At 44.9% G+C, this 25,716-nt stretch carries 27 protein-coding genes; 14 read left to right on the forward strand and 13 right to left on the reverse strand.

Annotated elements, in window-relative coordinates; translation table 11 throughout:
* Positions 1-158 precede the first annotated feature (158 nt).
* A complete protein-coding gene (locus AC27G9_RS03550; RefSeq protein ID WP_487071087.1) occupies positions 159-1,055 on the forward strand; it encodes a helix-turn-helix domain-containing protein in 897 nt (298 codons plus the stop codon).
* A gap of 120 nt (positions 1,056-1,175) precedes the next feature.
* Positions 1,176-1,871 (forward strand): helix-turn-helix domain-containing protein, encoded by a 696-nt coding sequence (locus tag AC27G9_RS03555; RefSeq protein WP_487071089.1) that lies wholly within the window; start codon positions 1,176-1,178, stop codon positions 1,869-1,871.
* 40 nt (positions 1,872-1,911) lie between these two features.
* Here the strand turns inward: AC27G9_RS03555 and AC27G9_RS03560 are convergent, their stop codons facing one another.
* The 4 genes from AC27G9_RS03560 to AC27G9_RS03575 form a co-directional block, all read right to left on the reverse strand.
* Entirely contained in the window at positions 1,912-2,784 is an 873-nt protein-coding gene (locus tag AC27G9_RS03560; RefSeq protein WP_487071091.1) for a DMT family transporter, read from the reverse strand.
* A gap of 100 nt (positions 2,785-2,884) precedes the next feature.
* Positions 2,885-3,346: a YybH family protein gene (locus tag AC27G9_RS03565; RefSeq protein ID WP_487071093.1), complete on the reverse strand. Its 462-nt coding sequence runs from the start codon at positions 3,344-3,346 to the stop codon at positions 2,885-2,887.
* A gap of 1 nt (position 3,347) precedes the next feature.
* Positions 3,348-3,902 carry a hypothetical protein gene (locus AC27G9_RS03570; protein ID WP_487072049.1) on the reverse strand — a complete coding sequence of 185 codons (555 nt, stop codon included), beginning with the start codon at positions 3,900-3,902 and terminating at the stop codon, positions 3,348-3,350.
* Positions 3,903-4,045: 143 nt separating this feature from the next.
* Complete coding sequence (locus AC27G9_RS03575) at positions 4,046-4,546, reverse strand: lactoylglutathione lyase family protein (protein ID WP_487071095.1); 501 nt, start codon at positions 4,544-4,546, stop codon at positions 4,046-4,048.
* A gap of 93 nt (positions 4,547-4,639) precedes the next feature.
* On the opposite strand from AC27G9_RS03575, the gene AC27G9_RS03580 reads away from it, so the two are divergent.
* Together AC27G9_RS03580 and AC27G9_RS03585 are read left to right on the forward strand one after the other, a co-directional pair.
* Positions 4,640-5,512, forward strand: a complete 873-nt coding sequence (locus AC27G9_RS03580; RefSeq protein ID WP_487071097.1) for a LysR family transcriptional regulator — start codon at positions 4,640-4,642, stop codon at positions 5,510-5,512.
* A gap of 222 nt (positions 5,513-5,734) precedes the next feature.
* Positions 5,735-7,552 (forward strand): HEAT repeat domain-containing protein, encoded by a 1,818-nt coding sequence (locus AC27G9_RS03585; RefSeq protein WP_487071099.1) that lies wholly within the window; start codon positions 5,735-5,737, stop codon positions 7,550-7,552.
* 155 nt (positions 7,553-7,707) lie between these two features.
* Here the strand turns inward: AC27G9_RS03585 and AC27G9_RS03590 are convergent, their stop codons facing one another.
* From AC27G9_RS03590 to hppD, 3 genes are read right to left on the reverse strand one after another with little or no spacing between them, the layout of a single operon-like run.
* Positions 7,708-8,718 (reverse strand): fumarylacetoacetate hydrolase family protein, encoded by a 1,011-nt coding sequence (locus AC27G9_RS03590; RefSeq protein WP_487071101.1) that lies wholly within the window; start codon positions 8,716-8,718, stop codon positions 7,708-7,710.
* Positions 8,715-9,263: a VOC family protein gene (locus tag AC27G9_RS03595; protein WP_487071103.1), complete on the reverse strand. Its 549-nt coding sequence runs from the start codon at positions 9,261-9,263 to the stop codon at positions 8,715-8,717. The genes AC27G9_RS03590 and AC27G9_RS03595 overlap by 4 nt, the downstream gene beginning before the upstream one ends.
* Complete coding sequence (hppD, locus tag AC27G9_RS03600) at positions 9,263-10,354, reverse strand: 4-hydroxyphenylpyruvate dioxygenase (RefSeq protein WP_487071105.1); 1,092 nt, start codon at positions 10,352-10,354, stop codon at positions 9,263-9,265. Before hppD ends, AC27G9_RS03595 begins: the two co-directional genes overlap by 1 nt.
* Before the next feature lie 150 nt (positions 10,355-10,504).
* On the opposite strand from hppD, the gene AC27G9_RS03605 reads away from it, so the two are divergent.
* Positions 10,505-10,963, forward strand: coding sequence for a MarR family winged helix-turn-helix transcriptional regulator (locus AC27G9_RS03605; RefSeq protein ID WP_487071107.1), 459 nt, complete (start codon positions 10,505-10,507; stop codon positions 10,961-10,963).
* A 67-nt stretch (positions 10,964-11,030) separates the two neighbouring features.
* Here AC27G9_RS03605 and purC read toward each other — a convergent pair whose 3' ends face one another.
* From purC to dapA, 3 genes are read right to left on the reverse strand one after another with little or no spacing between them, the layout of a single operon-like run.
* Complete coding sequence (purC, locus tag AC27G9_RS03610) at positions 11,031-11,744, reverse strand: phosphoribosylaminoimidazolesuccinocarboxamide synthase (protein ID WP_487071109.1); 714 nt, start codon at positions 11,742-11,744, stop codon at positions 11,031-11,033.
* Between the two features lie 20 nt (positions 11,745-11,764).
* The gene (gene bamC / locus AC27G9_RS03615; RefSeq protein WP_487071111.1) at positions 11,765-12,868 is read right to left on the reverse strand and encodes an NlpB/DapX family lipoprotein; all 1,104 of its coding nucleotides are present in this window, start codon (positions 12,866-12,868) and stop codon (positions 11,765-11,767) included.
* Between the two features lie 12 nt (positions 12,869-12,880).
* Positions 12,881-13,765 carry a 4-hydroxy-tetrahydrodipicolinate synthase gene (gene dapA / locus AC27G9_RS03620; RefSeq protein WP_487071113.1) on the reverse strand — a complete coding sequence of 295 codons (885 nt, stop codon included), beginning with the start codon at positions 13,763-13,765 and terminating at the stop codon, positions 12,881-12,883.
* Between the two features lie 306 nt (positions 13,766-14,071).
* Here dapA and AC27G9_RS03625 point away from each other — a divergent pair, with 306 nt between their 5' ends.
* Both AC27G9_RS03625 and bcp read left to right on the forward strand, forming a co-directional pair.
* The gene (locus tag AC27G9_RS03625) at positions 14,072-14,632 is read left to right on the forward strand and encodes a glycine cleavage system transcriptional repressor (RefSeq protein WP_487071115.1); all 561 of its coding nucleotides are present in this window, start codon (positions 14,072-14,074) and stop codon (positions 14,630-14,632) included.
* Positions 14,610-15,074, forward strand: coding sequence for a thioredoxin-dependent thiol peroxidase (gene bcp, locus AC27G9_RS03630; protein ID WP_487071117.1), 465 nt, complete (start codon positions 14,610-14,612; stop codon positions 15,072-15,074). Before AC27G9_RS03625 ends, bcp begins: the two co-directional genes overlap by 23 nt.
* 60 nt (positions 15,075-15,134) lie before the next feature.
* On the opposite strand, the gene AC27G9_RS03635 is transcribed toward bcp, so the two are convergent.
* Positions 15,135-15,647 (reverse strand): M23 family metallopeptidase, encoded by a 513-nt coding sequence (locus AC27G9_RS03635; RefSeq protein ID WP_487071119.1) that lies wholly within the window; start codon positions 15,645-15,647, stop codon positions 15,135-15,137.
* A 75-nt stretch (positions 15,648-15,722) separates the two neighbouring features.
* Entirely contained in the window at positions 15,723-16,790 is a 1,068-nt protein-coding gene (locus tag AC27G9_RS03640) for an AI-2E family transporter (RefSeq protein WP_487071121.1), read from the reverse strand.
* Between the two features lie 405 nt (positions 16,791-17,195).
* Here AC27G9_RS03640 and bepA point away from each other — a divergent pair, with 405 nt between their 5' ends.
* On the forward strand, positions 17,196-18,659 hold the full coding sequence (bepA, locus tag AC27G9_RS03645; protein WP_487071123.1) for a beta-barrel assembly-enhancing protease: 1,464 nt from the start codon (positions 17,196-17,198) through the stop codon (positions 18,657-18,659).
* Here bepA and AC27G9_RS03650 read toward each other — a convergent pair.
* Positions 18,656-19,186 (reverse strand): TlpA family protein disulfide reductase, encoded by a 531-nt coding sequence (locus AC27G9_RS03650; RefSeq protein ID WP_487071125.1) that lies wholly within the window; start codon positions 19,184-19,186, stop codon positions 18,656-18,658. The two genes, bepA and AC27G9_RS03650, sit on opposite strands and share 4 nt — an antisense overlap.
* 63 nt (positions 19,187-19,249) lie before the next feature.
* Here AC27G9_RS03650 and arsC point away from each other — a divergent pair, with 63 nt between their 5' ends.
* The 6 genes from arsC (at position 19,250) to AC27G9_RS03680 (ending at position 25,715) form a co-directional block, all read left to right on the forward strand.
* Entirely contained in the window at positions 19,250-19,600 is a 351-nt protein-coding gene (gene arsC, locus AC27G9_RS03655; protein WP_487071127.1) for an arsenate reductase (glutaredoxin), read from the forward strand.
* Positions 19,600-20,196, forward strand: coding sequence for an NAD(P)H:quinone oxidoreductase (gene wrbA, locus AC27G9_RS03660; RefSeq protein WP_487071129.1), 597 nt, complete (start codon positions 19,600-19,602; stop codon positions 20,194-20,196). Before arsC ends, wrbA begins: the two co-directional genes overlap by 1 nt.
* A gap of 10 nt (positions 20,197-20,206) precedes the next feature.
* Positions 20,207-20,623, forward strand: coding sequence for a DUF2069 domain-containing protein (locus tag AC27G9_RS03665; protein WP_487071131.1), 417 nt, complete (start codon positions 20,207-20,209; stop codon positions 20,621-20,623).
* 2 nt (positions 20,624-20,625) lie between these two features.
* Complete coding sequence (locus AC27G9_RS03670) at positions 20,626-22,584, forward strand: hypothetical protein (protein ID WP_487071133.1); 1,959 nt, start codon at positions 20,626-20,628, stop codon at positions 22,582-22,584.
* Positions 22,585-22,686: 102 nt separating this feature from the next.
* Positions 22,687-24,027 carry a serine hydrolase domain-containing protein gene (locus AC27G9_RS03675; RefSeq protein ID WP_487071135.1) on the forward strand — a complete coding sequence of 447 codons (1,341 nt, stop codon included), beginning with the start codon at positions 22,687-22,689 and terminating at the stop codon, positions 24,025-24,027.
* A 74-nt stretch (positions 24,028-24,101) separates the two neighbouring features.
* Positions 24,102-25,715, forward strand: coding sequence for a mechanosensitive ion channel family protein (locus tag AC27G9_RS03680; protein ID WP_487071137.1), 1,614 nt, complete (start codon positions 24,102-24,104; stop codon positions 25,713-25,715).
* Position 25,716: the final 1 nt, after the last annotated feature.

Consider the following 25,716-nt stretch of genomic DNA (forward strand, 5'->3'; position numbering starts at 1 on the left):
AGTCTTGTTATACGTCTTGTGTTGAGCAGTTATGTATAATGTTTTTGCGGATTTGTATATTCAAAACCCAATAGATGTCACGCATACTAGTGCTCGTTAAACTTTGCGGTTCAGGTTTGTTCACTACGGCTGATGCACAGAGTACGAGGAAAACAAAAATGATAGCTAAACATCACTTTGACAACTTGCACGACTACCATACGTTCTTGGGTTTAGGTGCGCCGGAACACCCACAGTTTTCTATTACTGTCCTAAAAGCCAATGTCGCTGGTGACAGTCTTGCATGTTTAAATGGCAATATGGAAATTAGCAGTGATTTTTACGCGATTAGCTTAAAGCATATACTGAGCGGTGAAATTCATTACGGTAGAACCAAGTATGATTTCCGCTCGGGTAGTCTCATTTGCACCTCCCCCCGACAAACCGTGCTTTTAAACGGTATTGAAGCAAAAGCCGATGCGATTTTAATACTGATTCATGAGGATTTTATTCGCAATACGGCAATTCAGTCTACCCTTGAAAATGCGAGTTATTTCTCCTATGCCATACACGAAGCATTGCACCTTTCACCTAAAGAAGAAATGGTTGTGAGGCAAGTCTTCGATACCTTAATGATGGAGTATCAACAACATCACGATGCCTTTAGTAAGGATATTATGGTTTCACAGCTCAATACGCTGCTGACATACGCTGAACGCTTTTATCGCAGGCAATTTCAGCAAAGAATGGAGACAGGCGAAACCACACTTCGAGAACGCTTTTTATCCCAGCTAAAAAGCATATCCAATGATCACATTCCCACTGTCGAGTACGTAGCCAAAACGCTCAATGTTACACCGCGCTACTTGAGTGATGGTTTGAAAATTGAAACAGGCAAAACCGCATTGGAAAACATCCATGAATTCCAAATTGAACGCGCCAAAAATCTATTGCTTGGCTCAGACGATTCCGTCGCGACCATTGCTTACGCGTTGGGTTTCGAGTACCCGCAATACTTCTCTAGACTGTTTAAAAATAAAGTCGGTATGACTCCGACCCAATACCGCAATCACTGATTATAAGGTGATTTATTAGAGGTTGACGTCTCACTGACGGACACTTGGCGGCGAACTGTCGTGGTGGTAAATCGAGAATTAAGTCAGCGTTAGTGCACCAGAAATACCGGAGACAAAACGATGCCAGTCACTCCAGAAAAGATTGTATACATGCGTAAGCACCGAGGATGGTCGCAGGAAAAACTCTCTGCGATGAGTGGTGTGAGCGAACGTACAATTCAACGAGTAGAAAAAGGCGGGAACTGCTCTCTTGACACTCAACTTGCCCTTGCTAGCGCTTTCGATGTACCTCCCGCTGACATTGCAAGCCAACCACTAGATGAGAATCAAGATGTCAAGATGCACAACGATTGGACAGGTGCAGTAGTCCTGTTTCTCTTTGCATTGGCTTTTGTGTGCATTGTGTTGTTTACGGGCACGAATGGAATGTGGGAATTAATTAGCTTTTTCACGGTTATGGGGTTAACGGTTGCCCTATCATTAGTATCAAATGGCATTAGGGAGACTTATCGTCTATTTGATAAAACGTCTTGGATTGTCCGTTACCCTGTGTACGCTAACAATTTACCCACATTAATTCGCCAAGCTCATACTTTGATCAAACACGCTTACACGGTGGGCACAATTGCAATGTTCTTCAGTGCGATCACTTTGTTAGTCCATGCTCGTGACATGAGTGAGGACACGGCTTGGTTTATCACGGTTACTGCCAAACCACTCTTGTATGCAGTATGCTTTGTCGAGTTATGGTTCCGCCCATTTAGACGTAAAATGGAGCGAATGTTACGAATACAATCGGCGAATCAAAGCGTGTAAAAGCCAAACCGAGACAATCAATGCAAACGCAGAGGCGGCATCACTGAGACGAACTAGGTTTCATTTTTAACACGAGAAAAATACCACCAAGTACGGCGGTACTCGATATGACAAGGTCAAAAGTAATTGATTCATCGAGAAATAGCACGCCACCAAGCACTGCAATGACTGGCACACTGAGCTGCAATGTCGCTGCAACATTAACACTAAGCTTAGGTAATACCGTATACCAAATTGCGTACCCGATACCCGATGTTATGATTCCGGAGGCGATAGCCAAGTAGATACCCACGGCTTTTGCATTTACACCCTGATGAGAGAACCATAGAGCAAAAGCAAGCATCGCAAATGGAGTACTCCATACAAAATTCTGGCTAGTTTCCAGAATGGGATCTCGCGCCCCTTTGCCAATGAGCGTGTAAGCCGCCCACGCCACTGCTGCAATTATCATAGAAAAGACAGAGGAGAATGTAATCGGCATTTGCGCTGATTGAGAATGAGGATATAGCAACCATGTAACTCCGAATACGGCGATCCCAAATCCCCCCCACTGCCATAAGTTGAACCTTTCTTTGTTGAGCATCGCCCAGCTCAACATACTAATTTGGACGAAACCGAACAACAGTAACGCACCTAATCCAGCGGGTAATGACACATAAGCCAATGAAAACCCAAACGCATAAATAAACAAAGAAAATGCGCCGGCTAGTGTTTTCGTTGTCGGTTTTGACCAAGTGCTTTGCCCTTTCATCACTATTAGAGCACTTAGAAAGAGCGCTCCGCTGATGAGCCGTATCAAGCTGAAACTCACGGGGTCAATAGATTCGTCTGCAAGAGCAAGCCGACAAAGAATGGAATTCCCGGCAAATGCGATTAATGAGAGTAAAATGAGGGACTGCTGGTACAAACTCAAAAGACAACCTATTGTGTAAAATTGGGCACTTGAATAGACACGTTACATAGCGTGTTTTCTTTCAATAAAACAAGTAATTTGCTCGAGCATAGAATGGCATTCACTTATTGCTTGCGGAAATGCTCACCAACTTCCATACCCCAGAATGCTTTGACCATACTTGGGTGCCTCCACCACTGAAATTGACAAGCTCACCCGAACGCAATGTCACCGTTTGCTCATACTCATTAACAAGTATCGCAGTATTGCTGTCTATTACTGAAACCTTCACGTTGGTGAAGTCGAGCCAATTGACACGCTCTATGGCATTGAACCCTGAATTGACAAGCTCCCGAAGCGCACCGGCATTGTTAAAATTAGTGCCATCACTGTTTAGGCCAATAAACTTTTCTTCGTCAATGAGCTCAAAATACGCCTCGATATCTCGTCGTTTGGATGCAACAACCAGTTGTTCAAATGCTGCGACAACTTCAAGTTCTGTCTGAGGTATATCAGAAGCCTCTGAACTTTTACCGACGAGAATTAACGCCAACACCATCCACATTTTGAGTTCGACTTTCACACTACATTTCCTTTTCAATATTTGTCACTAATTGACGAATACGGCTCATCTCGGCAATACAGCCGCTCTGTTCAAAATGCGGGGACAGAGCGTTCATAAAGCCATGCAAATACGGGACTTGAGACACTGTGACATTATTCAATTTGCGCAAACATTCAATTACATCTTGAACATCAAAATGCACCTCATATTTAGGAAAAACAAAATCCACTGGTACACAAGGCCTTAATTCAAGAGCATTGCGAATTTGCGAACCATAGTACCCTATACCCGCGACTATCCATTGTGGGTGTTGTGCACTCAGGTGCCACAGGGCGGAGGCGCCAACGCTGAAACCAACGATAAAAGCGGCTTTACCGCTGTTCTCAAGAAACGACTGAACTTTGGCTGCATAATCTATGACGTTGGTCTGCTGGCTAAAATACGTATAAGCCTTGGTTTCATCCGTAAATACCACTTCGTCACTATCATACGGCCCAATGACAATGGCGTCTTTGTGAATAGACTGAGCAAGGCGCCTAAACGCCTCGGTCAAGCCATAAATATCGGAAAGCACGATTACCAAGTTGCTACCGTTATGTTCAATTGCAAGCTCCTTTACAGCAACACTACAGCCTTTTTAAAGCTTTAGCTTATCATTCAATAGCGCACCATCTTACCGTTTAAAAATCCGATATACACGAATCCGGCGTGTATTTTTTAATAAGCGCCCGCGCTATAAATCAATTCATAGCTGTGGCTATAGATTTCTAAAATGTTGCCAAAAGGGTCTTCCATATAAATCATGCGGTAAGGCTTCTCTCCCGGATAGTAGTACCGAGGTTTTTCCATTCTTTTTTTACCGCCATGAGCGACAATTTTTTCTGCTAGCCCTTCTACATCTGGATCCTGAACACAGAAATGAAAAATACCAGTTTTCCAATACTCAAAGTTATCTTCAGGGTTTTCTTGATTCTTGAACTCAAAAAGCTCAACACCAATTCGGTCACCAGTTGATAAATGGGCAATTTTAAATTTTTCCCACCCCGCCCCAAACACGTCAGTACACATTTCACCAATGGCACTGTCATCTTCTTCAATCAATGTTGGCTCCATTATCAAATACCAACCTAGAACCTGAGTGTAAAACGCCACAGCCTTTTCTAGATCAGGCACTGATATCCCGATGTGAGAAAAGGTTCTTGGGTAAACGTTATTCATAATTCGCTCCGTAGTGCAGTTGAAATAATAGATTACAAGCTCAAACACATAACGTAAAATTATCTATAATTATTAAAATGAGTATAAATCGTTATGATTAATCCCGTTTTTTTGAAAACGTTTTGTACACTAGTAGAGACAAATCACTTCACTCAAACAGCTGAAAAACTGCACATGACGCAATCAGGTGTCAGCCAACATATAAAGAAATTGGAGCAGCATCTCGCACTACCACTACTCGAACGACACGGTAAACAATTTACACTTACCCATGCGGGACGACAGTTGTATCAGTCGTCTTTGGCGATTCTTGCCTCACTCGAAAAAATCGAACTTGAAGTAAAAAATGACGATCCATTTACCGGTTTGGTCAGTCTTGTTTTGCCTGGGAGCGTTGGCTTAACAATTTACCCCGCTCTCCTTTCGATTCAAACTCAACACAAAGGGTTCGTTGTCGATTGCCGGTTTACGTCAAATCAGGGAGTGGAACAAGCGGTAATCAACGCAAAAGCGGATTTCGGTTTTACCACTGCGCAACCTCTGGCACCAGAAGTGATATACGAGACAGTCGCTACTGCGCCGCTTTGCTTGGTCACTCCTGATTTCGTAGAACACGCCGATTGGCAGACACTATTATCATTAGGATTAATCAATCACCCTGACGGCCGACACCATGTGACACAATTTCTATCACAAAACTACGAAGAGTTTGATGGGTTTAGCCAACTACCCATAACAGGGTTTTCGAATCAAATCAGCTTAATTCTCGATCCGGTGGCTCAGGGACTAGGCTTTACTGTGTTGCCACAAAACGCGGTTTCTGCCTACGCTGATCACACCAGAATAAAAGTATGGCCGCTTCGCCACAGTGTTAGCGAGACCATCTACTTACTCAAACGTTCAGATCATCCTGTGCCGCCTCACGTAAACACCGCCATCCACGCTTGTATAGAGGTATTGCAATAAAAACAATTAACAGGCAAAGCCTAGAGACTACTGCGTGCTCTCTGGCACAGGTTTTGGTTCCATATACAATTAATTGTTCTGCATCTGTTGTGTGCTAACCTGACAAGGTAGATGCATCATATTCCCGATTAAATAATTGGGTCCTGCAATTAGCAGTTAACAACTCGTCGACAAAAAATGTAAATGGAAATGCGGGCAACCGCACCAGCTAGGAAGTGAAATTTGAGGATTTTTATACGTTTTATCGCTTTACTATTTTCTTTAACCTCATTATACGCAACGTCGGAAACAAAGGTTTGCTCAACTTTAAACGAATGCAAGAACGCAATAATAGAACAAGGGTTAAAAAGAGAAGCAGACAAGTATGGTATGTCACGGGTAGATTCAAGTATCGCTAAAGCGACGCGAAGCTTGGATTCAGATGTTACTGAAATGCTCGTCCAATTACTTAAACATCGCTCGTTTGGGGTGAGAAGACTCGCTGGTTATACGCTACAAGGCGTCAACCAAATCGATCCAAAATATCTCACCGACATAAAAGGGGCAATTGATACCACACCTTGGTTAGTCAGAGCGCTTGGACGTGTAAGCTCTCCAGAAGCCGCATATGAGGCCGTCAAAAGGTATTCAGTATCAAGTAGTGCGCCTCACAATGGAGAGGCTTATGCGGTAAAGCTTTCGCGAGAGAGAGCCGTACCTTTTATAATGGATTTTATTCGATGCAAAGCTGACTGCCCAGAGAACTACGTTTATAACTTCGGGGTTTTGATTTCCGAACTAGAAGTCGAAAAAAGCTCTCTAGTGCAGGCATTAAAAGAAGTAATTTCTGATGCATCTATCACTGATCATGCAATTATGGGGGCAATCGATATACTCGCATTTATGGAAAACGATGCGTTAAGCGCTGAACCATTCTTGACTCGTCTCTTAGAAGAAAAGCCTGAACTTGAGCAAACTCTAAACAGAGCCTTCATTCGAATAGGAACAGATAGAGGTATCGAGTTACTCATAGACGCTATAGAAAAGGAACCTACCCCGTACATGGTATTTGAACTTGCAAAGTACGGGCATCGAGCAAAATCTGCCGCACCAGTGCTTTTAGAGCTGTTAAAACTCGAAAGTTTTGAACTAAAGCGGGTCATCGTTAGAACGCTTGGACTCCTGGGCAATCTCATTGCTGAAGAACACTTAATATCAATGCTCAATAATGACAATGATGTAGTAATAAGTATTTTTTCTGCTCAATCGTTGGCGGTTTTAAAGTCAAAAAAGGCGCTGGCACCACTTGCATTAATTCAAGATAGTCATTGGTATCCACCAGTGAGAATGGCAGCCAAAGACGCGATCGAAATGATTAATGAGCAAGCAAGCGTTCCGGAAAACATGTCAAACTTCCGCTCATATTACTCATTGACGCAATCTGAATATTTAACTCAAAACATCTGCAACAATGTCCCGCTAACAAAACTAGAGGAACTCAATAGCGTAAAGTTGTATCAAACAAACCACTCAGATGATTTAAAACGCCTTAGTTATGACACACATGTTTTAAGTTATGGAGCAAGTGACGAAACGAACCAGATACTTAGTGGTAAAGAGGTGATAGAAGTTACTCCTGAAAATATAATCGAACACAAAACCTCGCTAGAACAAGTTCCAGATCTGGCCCTACGAGTAGAGGGAGGATGGCTCGTAGGTTCCAATAGAGGTGAATGGGGAGGAGAATTAGTGTTCATAGGCGATGACGGCGCAAAAGTCAGAGTTCTCTCTGCGAACATAGAGGACATCTATCAACTAGGAGATGAAATCATAGCCACTACGGGTCTAGCACATTTGGGAAGCAACAGTGGCATGATTTTCAAACTTTTCTACGACAAAAATAGTGGCTGGACAGCACAAGAATGGATAAAACTACCGGGGTCTCCTCAATCTTCGTGGTTTGTTGAGACAAGAGAGTTGTTAATAAATGTATTGAGAGGTGGTTCAATACTCTTGTCTAAAGACGGAACGATGAGAATAGCTCCCTGTAACGAAATTTGAGCACTAAACCTACAATTGCAATTAGTAACAGTGCTGACCTGCGATACATTTATCCTCTGCTAGATTAATTTGTAGTTCAGCGTTCACTCCATTTTGAAACAAAAAAAGCCTTACAGTTTCCTGTAAGGCTTTAGCGAATAAAGTCAGATTTAGACCTATGCTTGCTGTTCTACTGTTTGGTTGATTTGGCCAAAGATGCTTTGACCTTCGCCATCAAACATCTCAATAGTAATATGGTCACCGAACGCCATAAATGGTGTGCTTGGCTTACCATTTTGGATAGTCTCGATCATTCTGACTTCGGCAATACAGCTATAGCCAACGCCGCCTTCAGCAACAGGTTTTCCTGGACCGCCATCGAGCTTGTTAGACACCGTACCTGAACCTATGATTGTGCCAGCACACAATGGGCGCGTTTTCGCCGCATGTGCAACGAGTTGACCAAAGTTAAAGGTCATGTCGACGCCAGCGTTTGGCTCACCAAATTTGTCGCCATTCAAATGAGAAACCAATGGCAAATGAAGAACACCGTCTTTCCACGCATCACCTAAGCTATCAGGTGTCACACAAACGGGTGAAAACGCACTTGATGGCTTTGATTGGAAAAAGCCAAAGCCTTTCGCTAGTTCACCGGGGATTAAACCACGCAAAGAAACGTCATTCACTATCATTACCAATTGAATGTACTTTAGCGCCTCTTCGGCAGAAACGCCCATAGGCACATCACCTGTCACTACGGCAACTTCCGCTTCAAAGTCAATACCGAAACCTTCGGCCTGTGGCATGACGATAGGAGCTCTTGGTGCTAGGAAACTATCAGAGCCCCCTTGATACATCAAAGGATCCGTCCAAAAACTCTCAGGCATTTCAGCATTGCGCGCTTTACGAACTAGTTCAACATGGTTGACATATGCACTTCCATCAGCCCATTGATAAGCTCTTGGCAAAGGAGACGCACAAGCTTCTTGGTTAAAAACATCACCGGCGATTACACCACTGTTTAACTCGTTGGCTAGCGCATGAAGCTGATCTTCTACTTCTATCCAGTTGTCCAACGCTTGCTGCATAGTCGCTGCAATCGAATCAGCGCTGACCATTCTCGAAAGATCATCGGAAACCACAACCAGTTTGCCGTCTCTACCCTGGTTTAAACTCGCTAACTTCATTCTTCACTCCCGTTAAAGCCTTCTCCGTTGTGCAGCCAATCAGCGTGCTTGGGGGCTTTCTTAGTCACAGCCCATTCATCAAGCATATCGGGGGCCACACGTTTAAGTTCTTTCATCATAGCAGGCGTGCTGGTGTTTGTGGCCAACTCGATTCTATGCCCGTTAGGATCAAAGAAATAAATCGATTGAAAAATCGTATGATCAACAGGCCCCAATACTTCAAGCCCTGCTTCCTCAAGTGTCGCTTTGGCACTGCGCAGCGCGTCCATGTCTTCGACTTCCATCGCAATGTGCTGAACCCATTGGGGGGTATTACCATCTCGGCCCATTTCAGGTGAATTAGGCAACTCGAAAAATGCCAACACATTACCCATTCCTGCATCTAAAAAAACGTGCATGTAGGGATCAGGCGCCTTAGTCGAAGGCACTTGATTCTCAGCGATAGCCAGTTGGAAATCCATGTTCAAAAGGCCATTGTAGAATTGCACGGTTTCTTTGGCATCCTTGCAGCGGTAGGCCACATGGTGGATACGTTTAATGTCCATTAGGCTACCTCATCACCGTTGTCGCCGATAACTCCGCGAGCCAATTGGTCTCTCTCGATAGATTCAAATAAGGCTTTAAAATTACCTTCACCAAATCCTTCGTCCTGCTTGCGCTGAATGAATTCAAAAAACACAGGACCAAGTAAAGTGTCAGAGAAAATTTGCAGAAGCAAACGAGGTTGGCCGCCGTCGGTCGTGCCGTCTAACAAAATGCCTCGGGCTTGCAGCTCATCAGTTGGTTCGCCATGTCCAGGGAGACGCTCTTCAAGCATTTCGTAGTAGGTCGCAGGCGGCGCCGTCATGAACTTCATTCCTTTCGCCTTCAAACGGTCCCAACACGCAGGAAGGTCATCACAGGCGAACGCGATGTGCTGAATACCCTCACCGTTGTATTTCATCAAGAATTCTTCGATTTGACCACCGCCGCCAGCAGCTTCTTCATTTAATGGAATGCGGATTTTACCATCCGGTGCTGTCATAGCTTTAGACAACAAGCCTGTGTATTCGCCCTTGATATCAAAATAGCGGATTTCGCGGAAGTTGAATAAAGTCTCATAGAAATTCGCCCAATAATCCATACGACCGCGATAAACATTGTGCGTAAGGTGATCAAGTGTATGGAATCCGCAACCTTCAGGATGACGATCTACGCCTTCGATCCAATCGAAATCGATATCATAGATTGTCTTACCTTCTTCATAGCGATCAATTAGATATAACGTTGCACCACCGATACCCTTAATGGCGGGTAGCCTCAGCTCCATCGGTCCAGTATTCACTTCAATTGGCTGAGCGCCTTTTTCGAGTACTTCAGCGTAAGCCTTTTGTGCATTCTTTACGCGAAACGCCATGCCACATGCAGATGGGCCATGCTCTTCAGCATAGTAATGGGCTGGGCTATCCTTTTCATAGTTAGTGATAAAATTAATATCGCCCTGGCGCCAAAGCTCCACTGCCTTAGATTTATGTACCGCTACTTTGGTAAATCCCATCGCTTCAAACACAGGCTCTAAAATGCCCTTCTCTGGTGCGGTAAACTCAACAAACTCAAAGCCATCAAGTCCAGCTGGGTTTTCAAATAAATCTGCCATGGAAACGGTCTCCTTAAACGTGCGCTGATGTACAGTTGCGCATTTAGTTGTAATTGCAACTAATTTAGTTGCAACTACAACTATTGTCAATTGATTAACATTCAAGGCACAATATTCACAACGTCTGCCACAGGAAAACTGTTCACAAATATGGACACCAAAACACTCCAACTAGAAAATTACTTTCCCTATCGTCTCTCGATTTTATCGAACCGCGTCAGTGGAACCATTGCTGAAACCTATAAGAACAAGTTCGCCCTATCAGTAACGGAGTGGAGGATTATGGCTGTGTTAGGTGAGTATCCGGGCATTTCGGCAGATGATGTGTCTGCCAAAACCCAAATTGAAAAATCCATACTCAGTCGTTCTGTAAACAAGTTATTGAGCAGAACGTTAATTGAAAGAGACATTGCGGAAAACGACAGACGGCGGTCTATTTTGCACTTGTCGGAACTTGGGCAATCCGTTTATCGAGATATCGTACCCATTTCTTTGGCGTATCAGGAAAAATTAATGAGTTGCTTCAGTGAGGAAGAAAAAGCGCAGTTTGACGAATATTTAAACCGTTTGTACCAACACGCAGAGAAGACTGGTATTGATAAGGCATAAATTGCAAATAACCCGTCTGAAAGTAAAAAAGCGCTACCTAAGTAGCGCTTTTTTCGTATATATGGGATTAGAGAGAGAGGCCTAGGCGTTCTGCAACTTCAATGTAGGTCTCTACCACTGAACCCAAGCCTTGACGAAAACGGTCTTTGTCCATTTTCTTCTTGGTCTCTTTGTCCCATAGACGACAGCCATCAGGCGTAAACTCATCGCCAAGTACGATGTTGCCATCAACGTCGACACCAAACTCTAGCTTGTAATCTACCAAGATCATACCGGCATCATCGAACATCGCTTTGAGCACATCATTCACTTTAAACGTGAGCGCCTTCATTTCGGCAATCTGCGCCTCGGTGGCCCAGCCGAATGAAACGATGTGATAATCGTTTACCATCGGGTCATGTAACTCATCGTTCTTAAGGAAGAATTCAAACAATGGCGGGGTCAGTTCTAGACCATCCTCAATACCAAGACGGCGAACCAATGAGCCAGACGCCACATTTCTCACCACACACTCAACAGGAATCATATCCAGCTTTTTAACTACGCTTTCTGTATCTGAGATCAATGACTCTACTTGCGTCTTGATTCCAGCCTCTTCCAGCTTAGTCATAATAAAATGATTGAACTTGTTGTTTACCTCACCTTTGCGGTCAAGCTGTTCGATTTTTTGACCATCAAATGCTGAGGTATCATTGCGAAAATGCAAAATCAATTTATTCTCATCATCGGTAAAATAAACCGTTTTTGCTTTACCGCGGTAAAGTTCTTGCCTTTTTTCCATTGTGTGTGCTTCTCGTGTGTTTAGATATCTAAGTTATCTTCTGACATGATTTCAGAGAATGGCTCAAATAGATCAACAACTTGGTTGGCTCCAAACGGCTGACTCTCTTCATTCATGAAAGTAATTGACGTTTTCGCGCCTAAATCGCGAACCCGCAATCGGTAATCGCTTTCATCGAGCAATTTATCATCGCTCGACCAAAAGTTATTCCACCAACTCGACTCTTCTCCAATGTATGAGACGAACAAAAGTCCAGTCGATTTATCAAGATCCTTTACGTTAAAGCCCAATTTACGCAACACCAGCAGCAAACGAGGCCATGCGATGTCATATTTAGCATTGACCACGAAGGCTGGCTCACCATTGTCATCGAAGCCCATCTCAGTACGGATACCTTGACGTATTTCTGCGATACGACTTATAGCTTCTTGGCGTATTTGGTTCTCGTAGTGACCAATGACTTTATTTAAAATTTCGATTTCTTGGCGACGGGTTTGTAGCGCATTGAGGTCAGTTTTGATTTCTCTGCTGCCCGACTGCTCTTCATGGTCAAGTAATTCTGAGTTAAGTGCTGCAGAGCGCCCGTGGGATTTAACATCCATCGTAAACTTAAAGCGGCTTCTGGTTACTCGTTCAATATCGGTAAACGTGTACCATGACGAGCTCACGACTTCTCTGAATTCAATCCAATCTGTCACTAATTCTCTTTTGGTTTCATCAAACGACACAACACCAACATTGTTTTTGTCCAAGTAGCTCAGCAAGGAGTTCCAAATAGCTCTGTCCAAAGGTTGGCTATCGTCGACTTGGTCAAATGAAACCGTAGCGTTTTGCGTCCCTTCTGTTACAAATGACCCAGATACAACCGGCAAAACAAGGTTTGGCGATTGAACATAAACCGCTCTACCTACTAAGCTTTTATCGGCACTTTCGCCGACAGAAGGGATATCATATTCGTCGGAAAATTCCGGTGAATCTACCGATTCCGGTACAACAAAAGACGCACGTTCTTGAGTTTCTAGGTAAGTAAACTCACCTGATGCCGTCTTATTTTCTACCTGGCTTGCACAACCTGCAAGTGTTACAGCGGCGATGCCACTTACCAGTGCCAGTGTTCTTTTCATAATTATCCTTTATCAGCCTTCAAGCAGCCCATATTCTTTTAATATGTCTTCGATATGTTTTTGGCTATTTAGTTCCGGCAATACCATAGGTAATCGCAATTCAGGCGAAGCCATCAAACCCATTTTGTAAAGTGCCCACTTAGGCAAGACCGGGCTGGACTCTACGAACAAGCCACTGTGAAGCTTTTCGATCGTTGCATCGAGTGCTCGACAAGCATCAAAATCTTTAGCAAATGCCGCTTCACACATTTTTGACATCACGGCCGGTGCTATGTTTGCAGTCACCGATATGACACCGTGTCCGCCCATACACATGAACTCCGCACCGGTTGAATCGTCACCGCTAAATTGCAGAAAATCGCTAGGCACCAACGCTTGGGTTTGTTGCAAACGCGAAAGATCACCAGTGGCGTCTTTAATACCAATGATGTTTTTATGTTCAGCGAGCTTGGCCACCGTTTCTGGCATCATGTCAGCGACAGTTCTACCAGGCACATTGTAGAGAATTACCGGGATGTCAGTTGCATTGGCTACCGCTTCAAAATGGGCAACCATACCGGCTTGTTGCGGTTTGTTGTAATACGGGACGACACTCAAAAAGCCATCGACACCTAGCGGTGCGATTTTTTCTGTTAGAAAGATGGCCTCAGCGGTCGAGTTCGCGCCACTACCGGCGATAACTGGTATTTTTCCGTCGGCAATTTCAACAGTGCGTTTCACTACTTCAATGTGTTCATCAAAAGGTAATGTTGCTGACTCACCGGTTGTACCAACTGATACAATTCCGTGAGTGCCCTGATCTATATGAAATTGCACTAACTTAGCTAGTGCGGAATAATCGATATTGCCGTTAACGTCCATTGGCGTAACGAGCGCTACATAACTACCAGTAAACATAGTCTCTCCGCATTTTGTGAGCGCACATATTAGAGTTGTATCCCTCTAAACTCAAGTCACCTTTAGGGTTAAACCGCTTTTATTTTTCGTTCTTTTTTTAATATTGGAAATTAAGGCGCAAAATTGCGCATTTTATGCGCAAGACGGTAGCCACTCAGCGTAGTTTTTCGCTGGTTAGAAAGATAAAACTACATTGAAAAACAAACATTTTTGCCCATCGTGTAGCGAATAAGTTAAATTTGGCTTAATATGCGCCGTTTTATTGGTAAAGATTGGCGCTGCAGTAAGCGGTCCTCGAGAGCAATCATGACACCACAACTTATCGTGACCATACTTGGCACAGATCAAACGGGTATTTTGAGTGAGATCGCCAAACTGGTCTCTGAGAATCAATGCAATATTCTAGACAGTCGCCAAGCTGTTTATGGCAAAGAATTCAGCCTCACTATGATAATCGAAGGTTCTCAGCCAGCCATCACACGCGTCGAATGCTCTATCCCGACTTTTTGTCAGCAATTTGATCTGCTCTCCATGATGAAACGTACCAGCCAACACGAAAAACAAAATCTCGAAGTGTTATTGGATGTGGAGTTTAGCGGTGTCGATGCGGCTGGCCTCATATCAACGGTTTCGAGCTTCTTTGCAACACGCAGTGCTTCCATCAGTGCATTTAGACAAAAGACCTTCCCCTGCCCAGCAACGGGAAACGAAATGATGCGCTGTAAGCTAGTCGTCAATGTCCCTCAAAGCGGCGATATTGAAGGTATAGCAAACGATTTCAATGGGCTTCTAGGCGAACTCGGCCTAGAAGGAAAAATCACGGTGAAACATCAAAAGGATTCTCATGAACATGCTTCAAGCTGGTAACCCAGCCCCTCAATTCACACTTCCTGACCAAGACGGCAACCCTGTTGCTTTAACAGACCTCGCGGGTAAGAAAGTACTGGTTTATTTTTACCCAAAAGCAATGACACCTGGTTGTACAACGCAGGCTCAATGTCTTCGTGACAGCAAAGATGCCCTTGATGAACGCAATGTTGTTGTTTTGGGTGTAAGTCCAGACGCCGTTAAACGTCTTCCAAAATTCATCGAGAAAGAAAATCTCAATTTCACGCTACTGTCTGACGAGGATCATGCGGTCGCTGACGCGTTTGGCGTTTGGGGTCCTAAGAAGTTTATGGGTAAGGAATACGATGGTATTCACCGCATCAGTTTTCTTATCGATGAAAATGGTACGGTAGAACACGTTTTCAACAAGTTTAAGACTAAAGACCATCACCAAGTCGTATTAGATTATCTCAATCAATAAGAAAAAAGGACCGTTCGCGGTCCTTTTTACTGTCTCTGTTTAGTCAGCTAGAGCTTACCGTCAATCTTGCAGTAATTCGTGTGGGTTGAGGTAAAACATGCGCTTCCATCCGTGAGTTTGCGTTGTTATTTCCCAAGGTATCGGAATCAAAGAGACAACGGAAAAATGTAAATGGGGTGCTTTTCCTCTCGCATTACCACTATCACCTAATGTCGCAATTTTTTGCTTCTTTGCTACCCATTGCCACGCTGAGACATCTGTTTGTTGTAGGTGAGAATAGTAATGTATTCGCCATTTGGGGCCGAGAACAACAATGATATTGCCGCCTTTCGATAAGGTGCCAACATAGAGCACGATACCGCGCTCCGCAGCGATAACACTTTGCCCCTTGTCACCAAAGATATCTATGCCTTTGTGCACAATCGAACTGCCCCAAGGCTCATACCAAAAGGTGTTGTGATTCCAATCAGACGACGTCGCATCACTGACAGGGATCACCATTTTTTGAGGAAGGAATAGTCCAACAACGAGAAGAAATAGCAACAACAGTAATGAGTATTTTAACGCACGCAATGCCTTTCCTTTATCTCTGAGCACAAACTTACACAAGAGCGTATCGGGCACTGGCTTTACAAGTGCCCTCTCCTGTTATGCAGTATGTTCTTCTGGTGGCGTTGAAGACCAAGCGGTAATCACAGCCTTTACTAAGGTCGCAAGTGGAATCGCGAAGAATACGCCCCAGAACCCCCACATGCCTCCAAAGACTAACACGGCAACAATAATGTAAAGCGGATGCAGGCTGACGGCCTCAGAAAACAAAATGGGAACCAGAACGTTGCCATCTAAAGCTTGAATGATGCCGTACGCTACCATCAGATAACCAAACTCTGAGGTAATCCCCCATTGAAACATTGCTACCACAGCGACAGGTATCGTAACTACTGCTGCACCAATGTATGGAATTAGTACCGACAAGCCTACCAACACGCCAAGTAACAACGCGTAGCGCAGGTCCATCAGGGCGAAGGTAATACAAGACACTACACCGACAATGACGATCTCTATCACCTTGCCACGAATATAATTGGCCACTTGAGAGTTCATTTCTTGACCCACTTGAGTGATAAGTCGGCGCTCCTTTGGCAAAACACGGGAAATGCTCTGAAAGAAATACTCTTTGTCTTTTAGCATGAAAAAGACCATTAACGGGACAAGGATAGAATAAACGAGCAATGCCGCTAATCCACCAATTGAGCTGAACGACGCAGATATAATTTGTTCGCCTAGCAATACCATTTTTTCATTCAAGCCAGCCATCATGGTTTGTATTTGGTCCGCGTGAACGTAATCTGGGTATTTCTCAGGCAGTGTCGCTACCCACTCTTGCGCCTCTTGCCAAATGAGAGGCGTCTCCTGAATCAGGTTAATACCCTGTTTAGACATGACCGGAATCAGGCCTATCAGGATAAAGGTCACGACCAATAAGAAGGCGGTTAGCACGAGTCCACACGCTGCGCCCCGCCCCATACCGAGACGACTCAACTGCGAAACAGGCCAATCCAACAGATAGGCAATGACCGCCGCCACCAGAACAGGCATGATAAGCTCACCCCAAATCAAAACAATGGCAGAAGATACGGTTATCAATACCAATAACATGGCTGAATCCGGATCAGAGAATTTGCGTCGGTACCAACGACCAAACACATTGAGCATAGTTACTTCCTATCCTTTAGGTCACCTAACAGATTGACTTATTGTTTGGAAAACTTCACTGTCACCAAATCAAAACGCCGACATATTAGGTATCTGAATTTACAACAAAGACAATATTAAAAAACACGGTACAAGTAACAAAGCGTGTTTAATACAAAAACACTGACATTTTACAAAACCGCATTTAGGGTATCGAACCACGATTGATAACACTGCGTATTTATGTGACATTATCCACATATGCATGTTGAATTTATTACAATTTATCCCGATATACACTAGGTAATGAAAATAAATTGTAATGTGTGAGATACATCGCACAAATAATACGATAAAAAATGAAACTCAGTGGTCTAAGCTTAGTTCTAAGTAGGTGAATTAGTGCAATTAACAAAAAAGAGTTCAATGACATTAAAAAAGCCCACTCGGATAAAAGCGCTTGCATTGTTGGCCGCTGTCGCTTTTTCAGCAGCGTCCCAAGAAACGCCTTACAACGACAAAAACGCACTGCCTGAAATTGGCGTTGTGGCGTCTGAAGCCATCTCTCTGGATAAAGAAGTTCTGATCGGTGATGCGGTTATGCGTCAAATGCGCAGCCAGTCACCGCTCGTCAATGATCCTGTGCTTACTGAATACCTTCAAGATCTCGGTAATCGACTGGTAGCCAACGCGGACAACGTGAAGTTTCCCTTTGAATTTTTCTGGGTTAACAACAAAGCAATCAATGCCTTTGCCTTTTTCGGTGGCCATATAGGTGTACATACGGGCTTGATATACCGCTCAGAAAACGAAAGTGAATTAGCATCGGTTTTGGCTCACGAGGTTGCGCACGTAACTCAGCGCCACATCGCCCGTCGGGTATTAGCACAACAAAAAGCCTCGCCTTTACAACTTGCCTCGCTGTTAGGTGGGCTACTAGTTGCAGTTGCCAACCCCCAGGCAGGATTAGCCGCGATTTCGGCTGGTCAAGCGGCAAATGCGCAACTGTCTATCGATTACACCCGCTCTAACGAAAAAGAGGCTGACAGAATAGGTATCGCCATGCTCGCCCGCTCCGGTTTTGACCCGAATGGTGCGGCAACATTTTTCGGTACGCTCGCTGAACAATATCGATTGGTTTCTAGACCCCCAGCCAGGCTACTCTCTCACCCGTTGACCGAAACAAGGATTGCAGACGCTAGGTCACGAGCGCGAAACTTTCAGCCAGTTAACTTGCCGCCAAGTGAATCGTTTCATTTGGCTCGCGCAAGAGTAAAGGCCAATTATGTCTTTAGTGACAAATATGCGGTCGAATACTTCGAAGCGGCTGTTAGCAGTAAAAGCTATCCATTGCCTCAAGCCGCAAAATACGGTCTAGCAGCCGCTTATCTGAAAAACGACCAGCCTGAAAAGGCGGAAGCCTTGATTTCAGAATTACTCGCTACATCGCCAAATAACTTGTTCTATTTGGATACAGCAACCGATGTCTCAATCGCGCTTGAAAAATATGATGAAGCTATAACGCGCCTACAGAAGCCGCTGGCGGTAAAGCCAAGAAACGCGACCTTGGTGTTAAACTTGTCCAACGCGTACATCTCGGCTGAACGCTACGAAGAGGCGATCAGTACGCTTAAAGATTATATTCTTGTGAAAGATGACGATTTGCTTGCCTATCAACTGATCGCTGATGCCTATAAATACGCAAAACAGCCTCTGGATATGCATCAAGCAAATGCAGAGGTCTATGCGCTCTATGGTGCCTACGGCAGAGCGATTGACGAAATGCAACACGCTTACAATTTTACTGGGGATAGTTATCTGTCCAAACAGCGCATCAGAGCCCGGATCAAGCAGTTCCGAGAGGAACAAGAGCGTTTACAACGACTTTAAGTAGATTCTGTTTCTTGTAAGGCCTTTAAGGTGGTCATGAGTGATTGTGCGGTCTGCTCGCCAAACAATTCCATCGCAACGCCACCTTGAGGGTTTATGATAAAAGTGGCCGGTAAGAAACGCGGATGCGTGTTTGGCATCACCACGTTGTCACTGGGCACTATGATGGGAACACTAATTTTGTATTCTTGTTGTATGGACGTGAGCTCTTGAGCCGATAACGGGTCATAACTGACCATAAACATAGCCACACCATCCCCTTGACTGGCTTCATAAAACGCATTCAATTCAGGGACTTCTCGTAAACAAGGGGCACACCATTTGGCGAAATAGTTGACCACAACCCAATCACCTTTTAATTCATTCCACGTATATTTTTGATCATCTAGGGTTTTAAAATCGTAAGTGGTAATACGATAAGTAAACACGCCCGCCAAAGCCGCCAGTAATATCACACACCATGTGAGCAAAGAACGAACATTAGCTTGTTGGCGGCCTGATAATTGCGATACTGCTGCGTTTTTCACTTGATAAAACCTGTTAGATCTGGATTATACGACGGCAAATATAACAACATAATGAGCGACTCCATGTCTAGTATTACCATTCTTCACAATCCTCGTTGTTCGAAAAGCCGACAAACCCTTGCGTTGTTGGAAGAACAAGGTATTTCACCCACTGTTGTCGAGTATCTGAAAACACCTTTGAACCGCGACGACATAACGTCACTTTTTCAAAAGCTAGGCATTGAAAGCGCGCATCACATGATCCGTCCCAAAGAAGCTGAGTTTAAAGAAGCCGGCTTGAGCAAAGCCAGCTCAAATGAAGAGGTTTTTGACGCACTGGTTTCCTACCCTAAACTGCTTGAGCGACCTGTGGTCATCAATGGCAACAAAGCAAAAATTGGTCGCCCACCTGAGTCAGTTTTGGATATTCTCTAATGCAACCTATTTTAGTGTTGTATTACAGTCGCGAAGGCGCGACTAAACAACTAGCTGAACATATTGCACGGGGTATTGAATCTACGGGGGTTGAGGCGATGATTCGCACAGTCCCCCCCGTAGGCACAGGAATCGATGACGCCAAAGCGATACCTGAACAAGGTGCGCCGTACGTCAGTATTGATGATTTAAAAAACTGTAGTGGATTAGCGCTTGGTAGCCCCACTCGATTTGGTAACATGGCGGCCCCCCTGAAACACTTTATTGATTCAACCTCAAAAGAGTGGTTGGCAGGCAGTTTAATCAATAAGCCTGCCTGCGCCTTTACCAGTACGGGAAGCATGCATGGTGGACAAGAAACCACCTTATTGACGATGATGTTACCCCTCTTGCACCACGGCATGGTGATCCTGGGCTTGCCTTATTCCGAGCCAACGCTTCACACCACAACAAGTGGAGGAACGCCATACGGCGTATCGCATACGGCAACCAATGGCCCACAAATTACTGAAGACGAAGCCAAGTTGTGTCATGTACAAGGCGTCAGGCTAGCAGAATTTGCCCGCGCCGCTTCAGCAACGAAATTTTCTAGTTAGGAAACCTGTCATGTTTAAAGATGTAAAGTTTTACCGTTATCTCGCACTTTCAGGTTTTTTAGGCCTACTAGTCTGGATGACACTATGGCAATTTGTTTTTGAACAAGATGCGAAGTACGGCCAATGGTTGGGTGTCGCATTATACGTGGTACCTCTGCTGTTCCCCTTCTGGGGTATAGTCAAAGGCAAACCCTACACTCATGCTTGGGCGAACTTTGTTGTACTTCTGTATTTTTTGCACAGCCTAACAGTGATGTATGCAGAGCCAAGTGAATTTTGGTACGGCGTTGTCGAACTGATTCTGGCCACTATGATGTTTGTCGGCTGTAGCCTTTACGCTCGGTTGAAAGGTCGAGAATTAGGTATAGGTCTGAAGAAATTAAAAGAAGAAATGCAGGAAGAAAAGCAACGATTTGAAGGGGACTAGCGATGAAGCGAATTTCACTGATCTCGGCAATGTTATTGGGGCTCTCCGCCTGTGGTGGAGGTGGAGGCGGTGGTGGCGGAAATGGCAGCATAACAGCACCGCCTTCTACACCAACCCCACCGACTCCAGCACCATCTCCAGATGCTGTTACACCGATTCTCAGTGAAAACGGTCTACTTGTTTTTGGCCAGCTCAGTGCTCAAGTTGGCGAAGCGGTCGGCTTTGCCTTGCGTAGTGATGATGGCACAGCCGTTCGGTCAATCAATTGGTCGACGACAAATACGACAGTCAATATCTTGGCCCCTCACACGCAAGCTATTGGTTTTGATGTCAGTGATGTAGGACAGATCCCGCTAACAGCAAACGTTACCCTAGCCAACAACCAACAGCACACGCTTAATTTTACACTAGACGTAGTGGCGCCATCCGATCCTGACGTTGATATTCGTTTAGATCATGCGGCAACCGAGGGAGGTCGGGTCTCGTTAAGGGTTGATAGCTCGGAGACTTCGGCAATATCCAATGTTGTATGGCAACAGATATCTGGCCCAACACCAACCAATATCCGCTTTGGGTCTGACTCTAATGACGGACCTCAACAAAGTTTGTTCTTCGACGCGCCCCGGGTATCAAGAGATGAAGTCATTGTTTACGAGGCAGAGGTAACGTTCGAAGATGGGTCCACCGGTTCGGATTTGTCGTTTTTGATGGTGAAAGATAGCAATATTAACGATGAAGGCTTCTTTCCAAGTGCGGCAAACAATATTGTCACGGCTGATATGATGCCTTACAACGCCGACAGCCCCTATGCCAGAGCTTTACAGGAATGCGTTTACAATAACGTCATTGAACAAACTTGTTCGTTCGGTCGCTTGCCGCTGATTGGCCAAGTGACGGCCAATCCCACCATTGATGATATTTTGGACCGCACTTTAGTCTCCCATCAATGGATGGGCGATAGGTTCAAAGCATTTTTGGAAACTTCTGCCACCAGTGAAGATATGTTGCAACTACTCGGTGCCACTACAGCGATTGTCATTTCTTATGATGTCCGACCGTCATTCTACTGGGTCGCCACTGGCGCAATCTACTTAGATGGCAATAACTTTTGGCAAACACCAGAAGAACGAGACACGTTAAATACGGCCCCTGATTTTCGCAGTAACTTCGGCAACGACCTCCAGTTTGGTATCTTTTGGCGATACGTGCGAGATAATGTTTATTATTTTCCTCAGCGCGGATTAACCGCCGCTAGCAGGCAGTCTCGGACTAGTGCACAAACCGAAGCAGCACTGGCTTGGTTGATGTATCACGAACTCGCTCACGCTAATGATTTTTTTGATTATACAAAATGGGCGTCGTTGAGTGATGCCGATAACCCGTTGAGTAACTTTCGAAGTAATGCCCCTCGTTCAGATGAGATGACGGCATTGTATCCGTTACAGTCTCAAGAACTTGATGGCCTCGCCCAAGTCGCATTTGGCGGTACGGATGCTACTGCCGTTCAGCGGGCCTATACTGCCGATGACGCTGCGAGCTTTTTCGTCACGGATCAAGCGCCTGCGTTTTATTCTTATTTTACCGAAAGAGAAGACTACGCCACCTTGTTTGAACGCTTCATGATGCTTCATCGACTTGGCGTAAGTGCGGATGTTGGTGTTATTGCCGACGGTACAGATATAGTGACATGGGGGCAAAGAGATCGGATTAGCGACCCACTTTTGGACGCCAGAACGGCATTTACTGTGCGCAATATTTTACCATCCATCAATCTAAATACTGCGCAGGCTGCGTTACCCGCTCCGGAACAACTGACTCCTGGCCGTTCATGGTTTGACTTTGCATCTTTCGAACAGCCCCCCACTCCATTAAAGTCTACAGTCGAGCAAGCTCAACCTATCGGAATTCCGCTCAGTGAACACCACAGGTGGCACCCAAATCACCTCAAATTAACCAATTAAGTTCGAACGGCCTCAATCAGAGGCCGTTTTCTATCCAATACCGATCCTTTCCTGGTTTATTTGCATATAGGAATAACAGGCACTTAGTGAAAGGACATCATCGTGATCAGATACCTATCTCACCTCCTTGTTTTATGGGCGTTGTTTACCATCCAAACCGACGCAAGCGAAAATGAGGTAGACCATTCCCAATCGGTGTTAACAGATGCCCAATCTGACCCCAAACACCTTGGGTTAATGCAAGGCTTTCCACCCCCTCAAAACAAGCGTGTAACGCTACCCGATTCAGTGTTTTTCAGCTTTCCCAACCTGAGATGGTCGGTATGCCACATGAGAGAACTGTTACCAACAGCAGCGATTCAGCGTGCGCCTGATACATTTACGCCTCTTTCAAAGAAGGTCGATGAGAAAATCGATGGGATCACTTTCAAGCCTTTAAATAGTAAAACGTCAATGACATGGAAAGACAGCCTAGCGGCCAATTACACGGATGGCATATTGATTTTGCACAAAGGTCATATCGTATACGAGGATTATCGAGGTTGTTTGACACCACAGACTAACCACGCGGCAATGTCGATGACGAAGTCGTTAACTGGGTTAATCGCCGAAGTTTTGATTGCACAAGGCCAGTTAGATGAAAATGCGTCTGTGTCCACTATCATTCCTGAACTTCAACGTTCGGCTTTTGCGGATGCATCCGTCAGGCAGGTTATGGATATGACCACATCGCTGGATTACAACGAACACTACGCCGACCCAAATGCCGATATTTGGAAATATAGTTACGCCGCCAACCCATTGCCAAAACCCAAAGATTACACTGGCCCAGTAGGCTATTTTGAATACCTACAAAACGTCAAAAAGTTAGGCGAGCACGGTTCGAATTTCGGTTATAAAACGGTAAATTCCGATGTATTGGGTTGGCTAATTGCTAAGTCTTCAGGCAAGCCATACAACCATGTCGCCAGTGAATTAATATGGCAACCTATTGGCGCTGCCTATGGTGCTGATATCACGGTCGACGGATTAGGGACACCCTTTGCCGGCGGTGGACTAAGCGCTACATTGAGAGATTTGGCACGCTTAGGACTTACGGTATTAAATATGGGGCAAATAAATGGCAAGCAAGTTTTGCCTGCGCGTGCCGTCGCCAGTATCCGAACACCCGGCAGCCAAGATGCCTTTCGCGCTGCAGGTTTTAGCACGATGCCAAATGGCAGCTACAGAAGCATGTGGTGGCACTTCCACAATGCTCATGGCGCGTTCGCAGCCAGAGGGGTGCACGGGCAAACCATCTATATCGACCCAACCGCTGAAATGGTAATTGTCAGATTCGCTTCACATCCAAGTGCCGCTAATGGCGTAATCGATCCTACCTCTTTGCCAGCTTATGAGGCTGTAGGTCGTTACCTGTTGAGTATAAGTGAAGATAAGCAATAAAAACACAATACGCCCTAAAATCACGACTACACTTTTTGAGTGTTGAGTAACGAGTATGAAAAACAGGGTACAATATGAAAAAACAAAGACTTAGGCCAATATTGACACTTTGGTTAACCACGCTGTTTTTTGTTGCGATGACAACATCGTCTGCATACGGGCAAACGCCACCGACCACAGATATTGACAACAGCAATGAGGCCAGCGTCAATCAAAATGACTCGCCCAGGCATGCGGTAAGAGAAATGTTAAGCGTGATGTCAGGCGCATCGGCCATCCCCATGACCATGTTTTTTGATTTGCGCCCGACGTTCAAATTGAAGCAAGTCAACGCTCCTCTGGTTATCGATCGCTTTGCGACACTCCTAGATACTCAAGGCGGACTGCAGCCAATTGGTTTAATTTCTGATAAACCTGAAGGATCGCAAAATCCACAGTATGGCTTAGACAAAGAAAAAATTGGGACATTTAGGATTGAAGACCGACAATTCGACATCTTATTGGAGCGAGTTTCTGTCAGCCAAAATGAAAAAAAATGGCTCATTTCTCAAGACACCATAGTGTTGCTTTCCCAAGCCGTTGAAGCGCTAGACACTTCTAAAATCGACCAGTTATTGCCCAGCGCGTTAAAAACGCCTGAGTGGCGTGGTGCCAATATCGGCCAGTGGATTGCCGCTGCACTACTTTCAATTGTCGCCGCTGTACTGGGTTGGCTGGTGGTTAAGCTAGGCCGACTAGCCACTACCGCCTATCTCAATAAACATCCCGATTCGAAAATAGCACAAGCATCTACCGCGCTATCGATACCTGCCGGTTTAACGTTCGCTGCCTTTAGTTTTCTGTTTGTTGAGCGTTACTTAGAGTTTTCTATTTTGATCAGGCAAGACTTCAGTTTTGCCATCATAACTGTTTTGTGGGTCGCCCTATTTGTCTTTTTGTGGTCTTTGATCGACACCCTATCCAGTCGCGGGGAGAAAATCCTCAGAGAACGAAACCGCGTCGGTAGCTTATCAATTGTCGTTTTCTTTAGAGCATCTGCTAAGGTTTGCTTATTCGTTCTAGCCTTAATTTTAGTACTCAACACAAATGGTATTGACGTTACAACAGGACTTGCTGCTCTGGGAATTGGCGGTATTGCATTGGCATTAGGCGCACAAAAAGCCATAGAAAATCTAGTCGGCAGCATCATCATTGTCACCGACCAACCTTTACGAGTTGGTGACTTTTGCCAAATCGGTGATGTCATAGGAACAATAGAAAACATTGGCTTGCGCTCTACACGCATACGCACGCTGGCGGATACCGTGGTTACCTTGCCAAATGGTTTGTTGTCTTCAGAACGAATTGAAAATTACACGATGCGCCGTAAGTTCCTATTGCGCACAGTTCTCAATTTGCGTTATGAAACTGAACCCAAAGCACTCCAAACCCTGCTAGGAGAACTCAGAGCACACTTAAGTCAGGCAACTTACGTATTTAAGGACGGGGCGAGAGTGCGATTTATCAGCTATGGTAGTGCCTCTCTCGATGTTGAAATATACGCGTATTTAAAAGCATCCAATTACGACGAGTTTTTAGCAAGACAAGAAGATCTCTTGTTAGGGATGTACGAAATCGTGAATAAGCGAAGCGGTTTTGCCTTCCCCTCGCAAACGGTATATTTGGCTAAAGATTCGCAACCCAATTAAT

It is taken from the genome of Alteromonas sp. 5NS40-0096, from assembly GCF_057544385.1.

Coding starts and splice junctions, on each gene's coding strand:
- AC27G9_RS03550 (WP_487071087.1), top strand. CDS start 159: ATGATAGCTAAACATCACTTTGACAACTTGCACGACTACCATACGTTC.
- AC27G9_RS03555 (WP_487071089.1), top strand. CDS start 1,176: ATGCCAGTCACTCCAGAAAAGATTGTATACATGCGTAAGCACCGAGGA.
- AC27G9_RS03575 (WP_487071095.1), bottom strand. CDS start 4,546: ATGAATAACGTTTACCCAAGAACCTTTTCTCACATCGGGATATCAGTG.
- AC27G9_RS03580 (WP_487071097.1), top strand. CDS start 4,640: ATGATTAATCCCGTTTTTTTGAAAACGTTTTGTACACTAGTAGAGACA.
- AC27G9_RS03590 (WP_487071101.1), bottom strand. CDS start 8,718: ATGAAGTTAGCGAGTTTAAACCAGGGTAGAGACGGCAAACTGGTTGTG.
- AC27G9_RS03595 (WP_487071103.1), bottom strand. CDS start 9,263: ATGGACATTAAACGTATCCACCATGTGGCCTACCGCTGCAAGGATGCC.
- hppD (WP_487071105.1), bottom strand. CDS start 10,354: ATGGCAGATTTATTTGAAAACCCAGCTGGACTTGATGGCTTTGAGTTT.
- AC27G9_RS03605 (WP_487071107.1), top strand. CDS start 10,505: ATGGACACCAAAACACTCCAACTAGAAAATTACTTTCCCTATCGTCTC.
- purC (WP_487071109.1), bottom strand. CDS start 11,744: ATGGAAAAAAGGCAAGAACTTTACCGCGGTAAAGCAAAAACGGTTTAT.
- bamC (WP_487071111.1), bottom strand. CDS start 12,868: ATGAAAAGAACACTGGCACTGGTAAGTGGCATCGCCGCTGTAACACTT.
- dapA (WP_487071113.1), bottom strand. CDS start 13,765: ATGTTTACTGGTAGTTATGTAGCGCTCGTTACGCCAATGGACGTTAAC.
- AC27G9_RS03625 (WP_487071115.1), top strand. CDS start 14,072: ATGACACCACAACTTATCGTGACCATACTTGGCACAGATCAAACGGGT.
- bcp (WP_487071117.1), top strand. CDS start 14,610: ATGAACATGCTTCAAGCTGGTAACCCAGCCCCTCAATTCACACTTCCT.
- AC27G9_RS03640 (WP_487071121.1), bottom strand. CDS start 16,790: ATGCTCAATGTGTTTGGTCGTTGGTACCGACGCAAATTCTCTGATCCG.
- bepA (WP_487071123.1), top strand. CDS start 17,196: ATGACATTAAAAAAGCCCACTCGGATAAAAGCGCTTGCATTGTTGGCC.
- arsC (WP_487071127.1), top strand. CDS start 19,250: ATGTCTAGTATTACCATTCTTCACAATCCTCGTTGTTCGAAAAGCCGA.
- wrbA (WP_487071129.1), top strand. CDS start 19,600: ATGCAACCTATTTTAGTGTTGTATTACAGTCGCGAAGGCGCGACTAAA.
- AC27G9_RS03665 (WP_487071131.1), top strand. CDS start 20,207: ATGTTTAAAGATGTAAAGTTTTACCGTTATCTCGCACTTTCAGGTTTT.
- AC27G9_RS03670 (WP_487071133.1), top strand. CDS start 20,626: ATGAAGCGAATTTCACTGATCTCGGCAATGTTATTGGGGCTCTCCGCC.
- AC27G9_RS03680 (WP_487071137.1), top strand. CDS start 24,102: ATGAAAAAACAAAGACTTAGGCCAATATTGACACTTTGGTTAACCACG.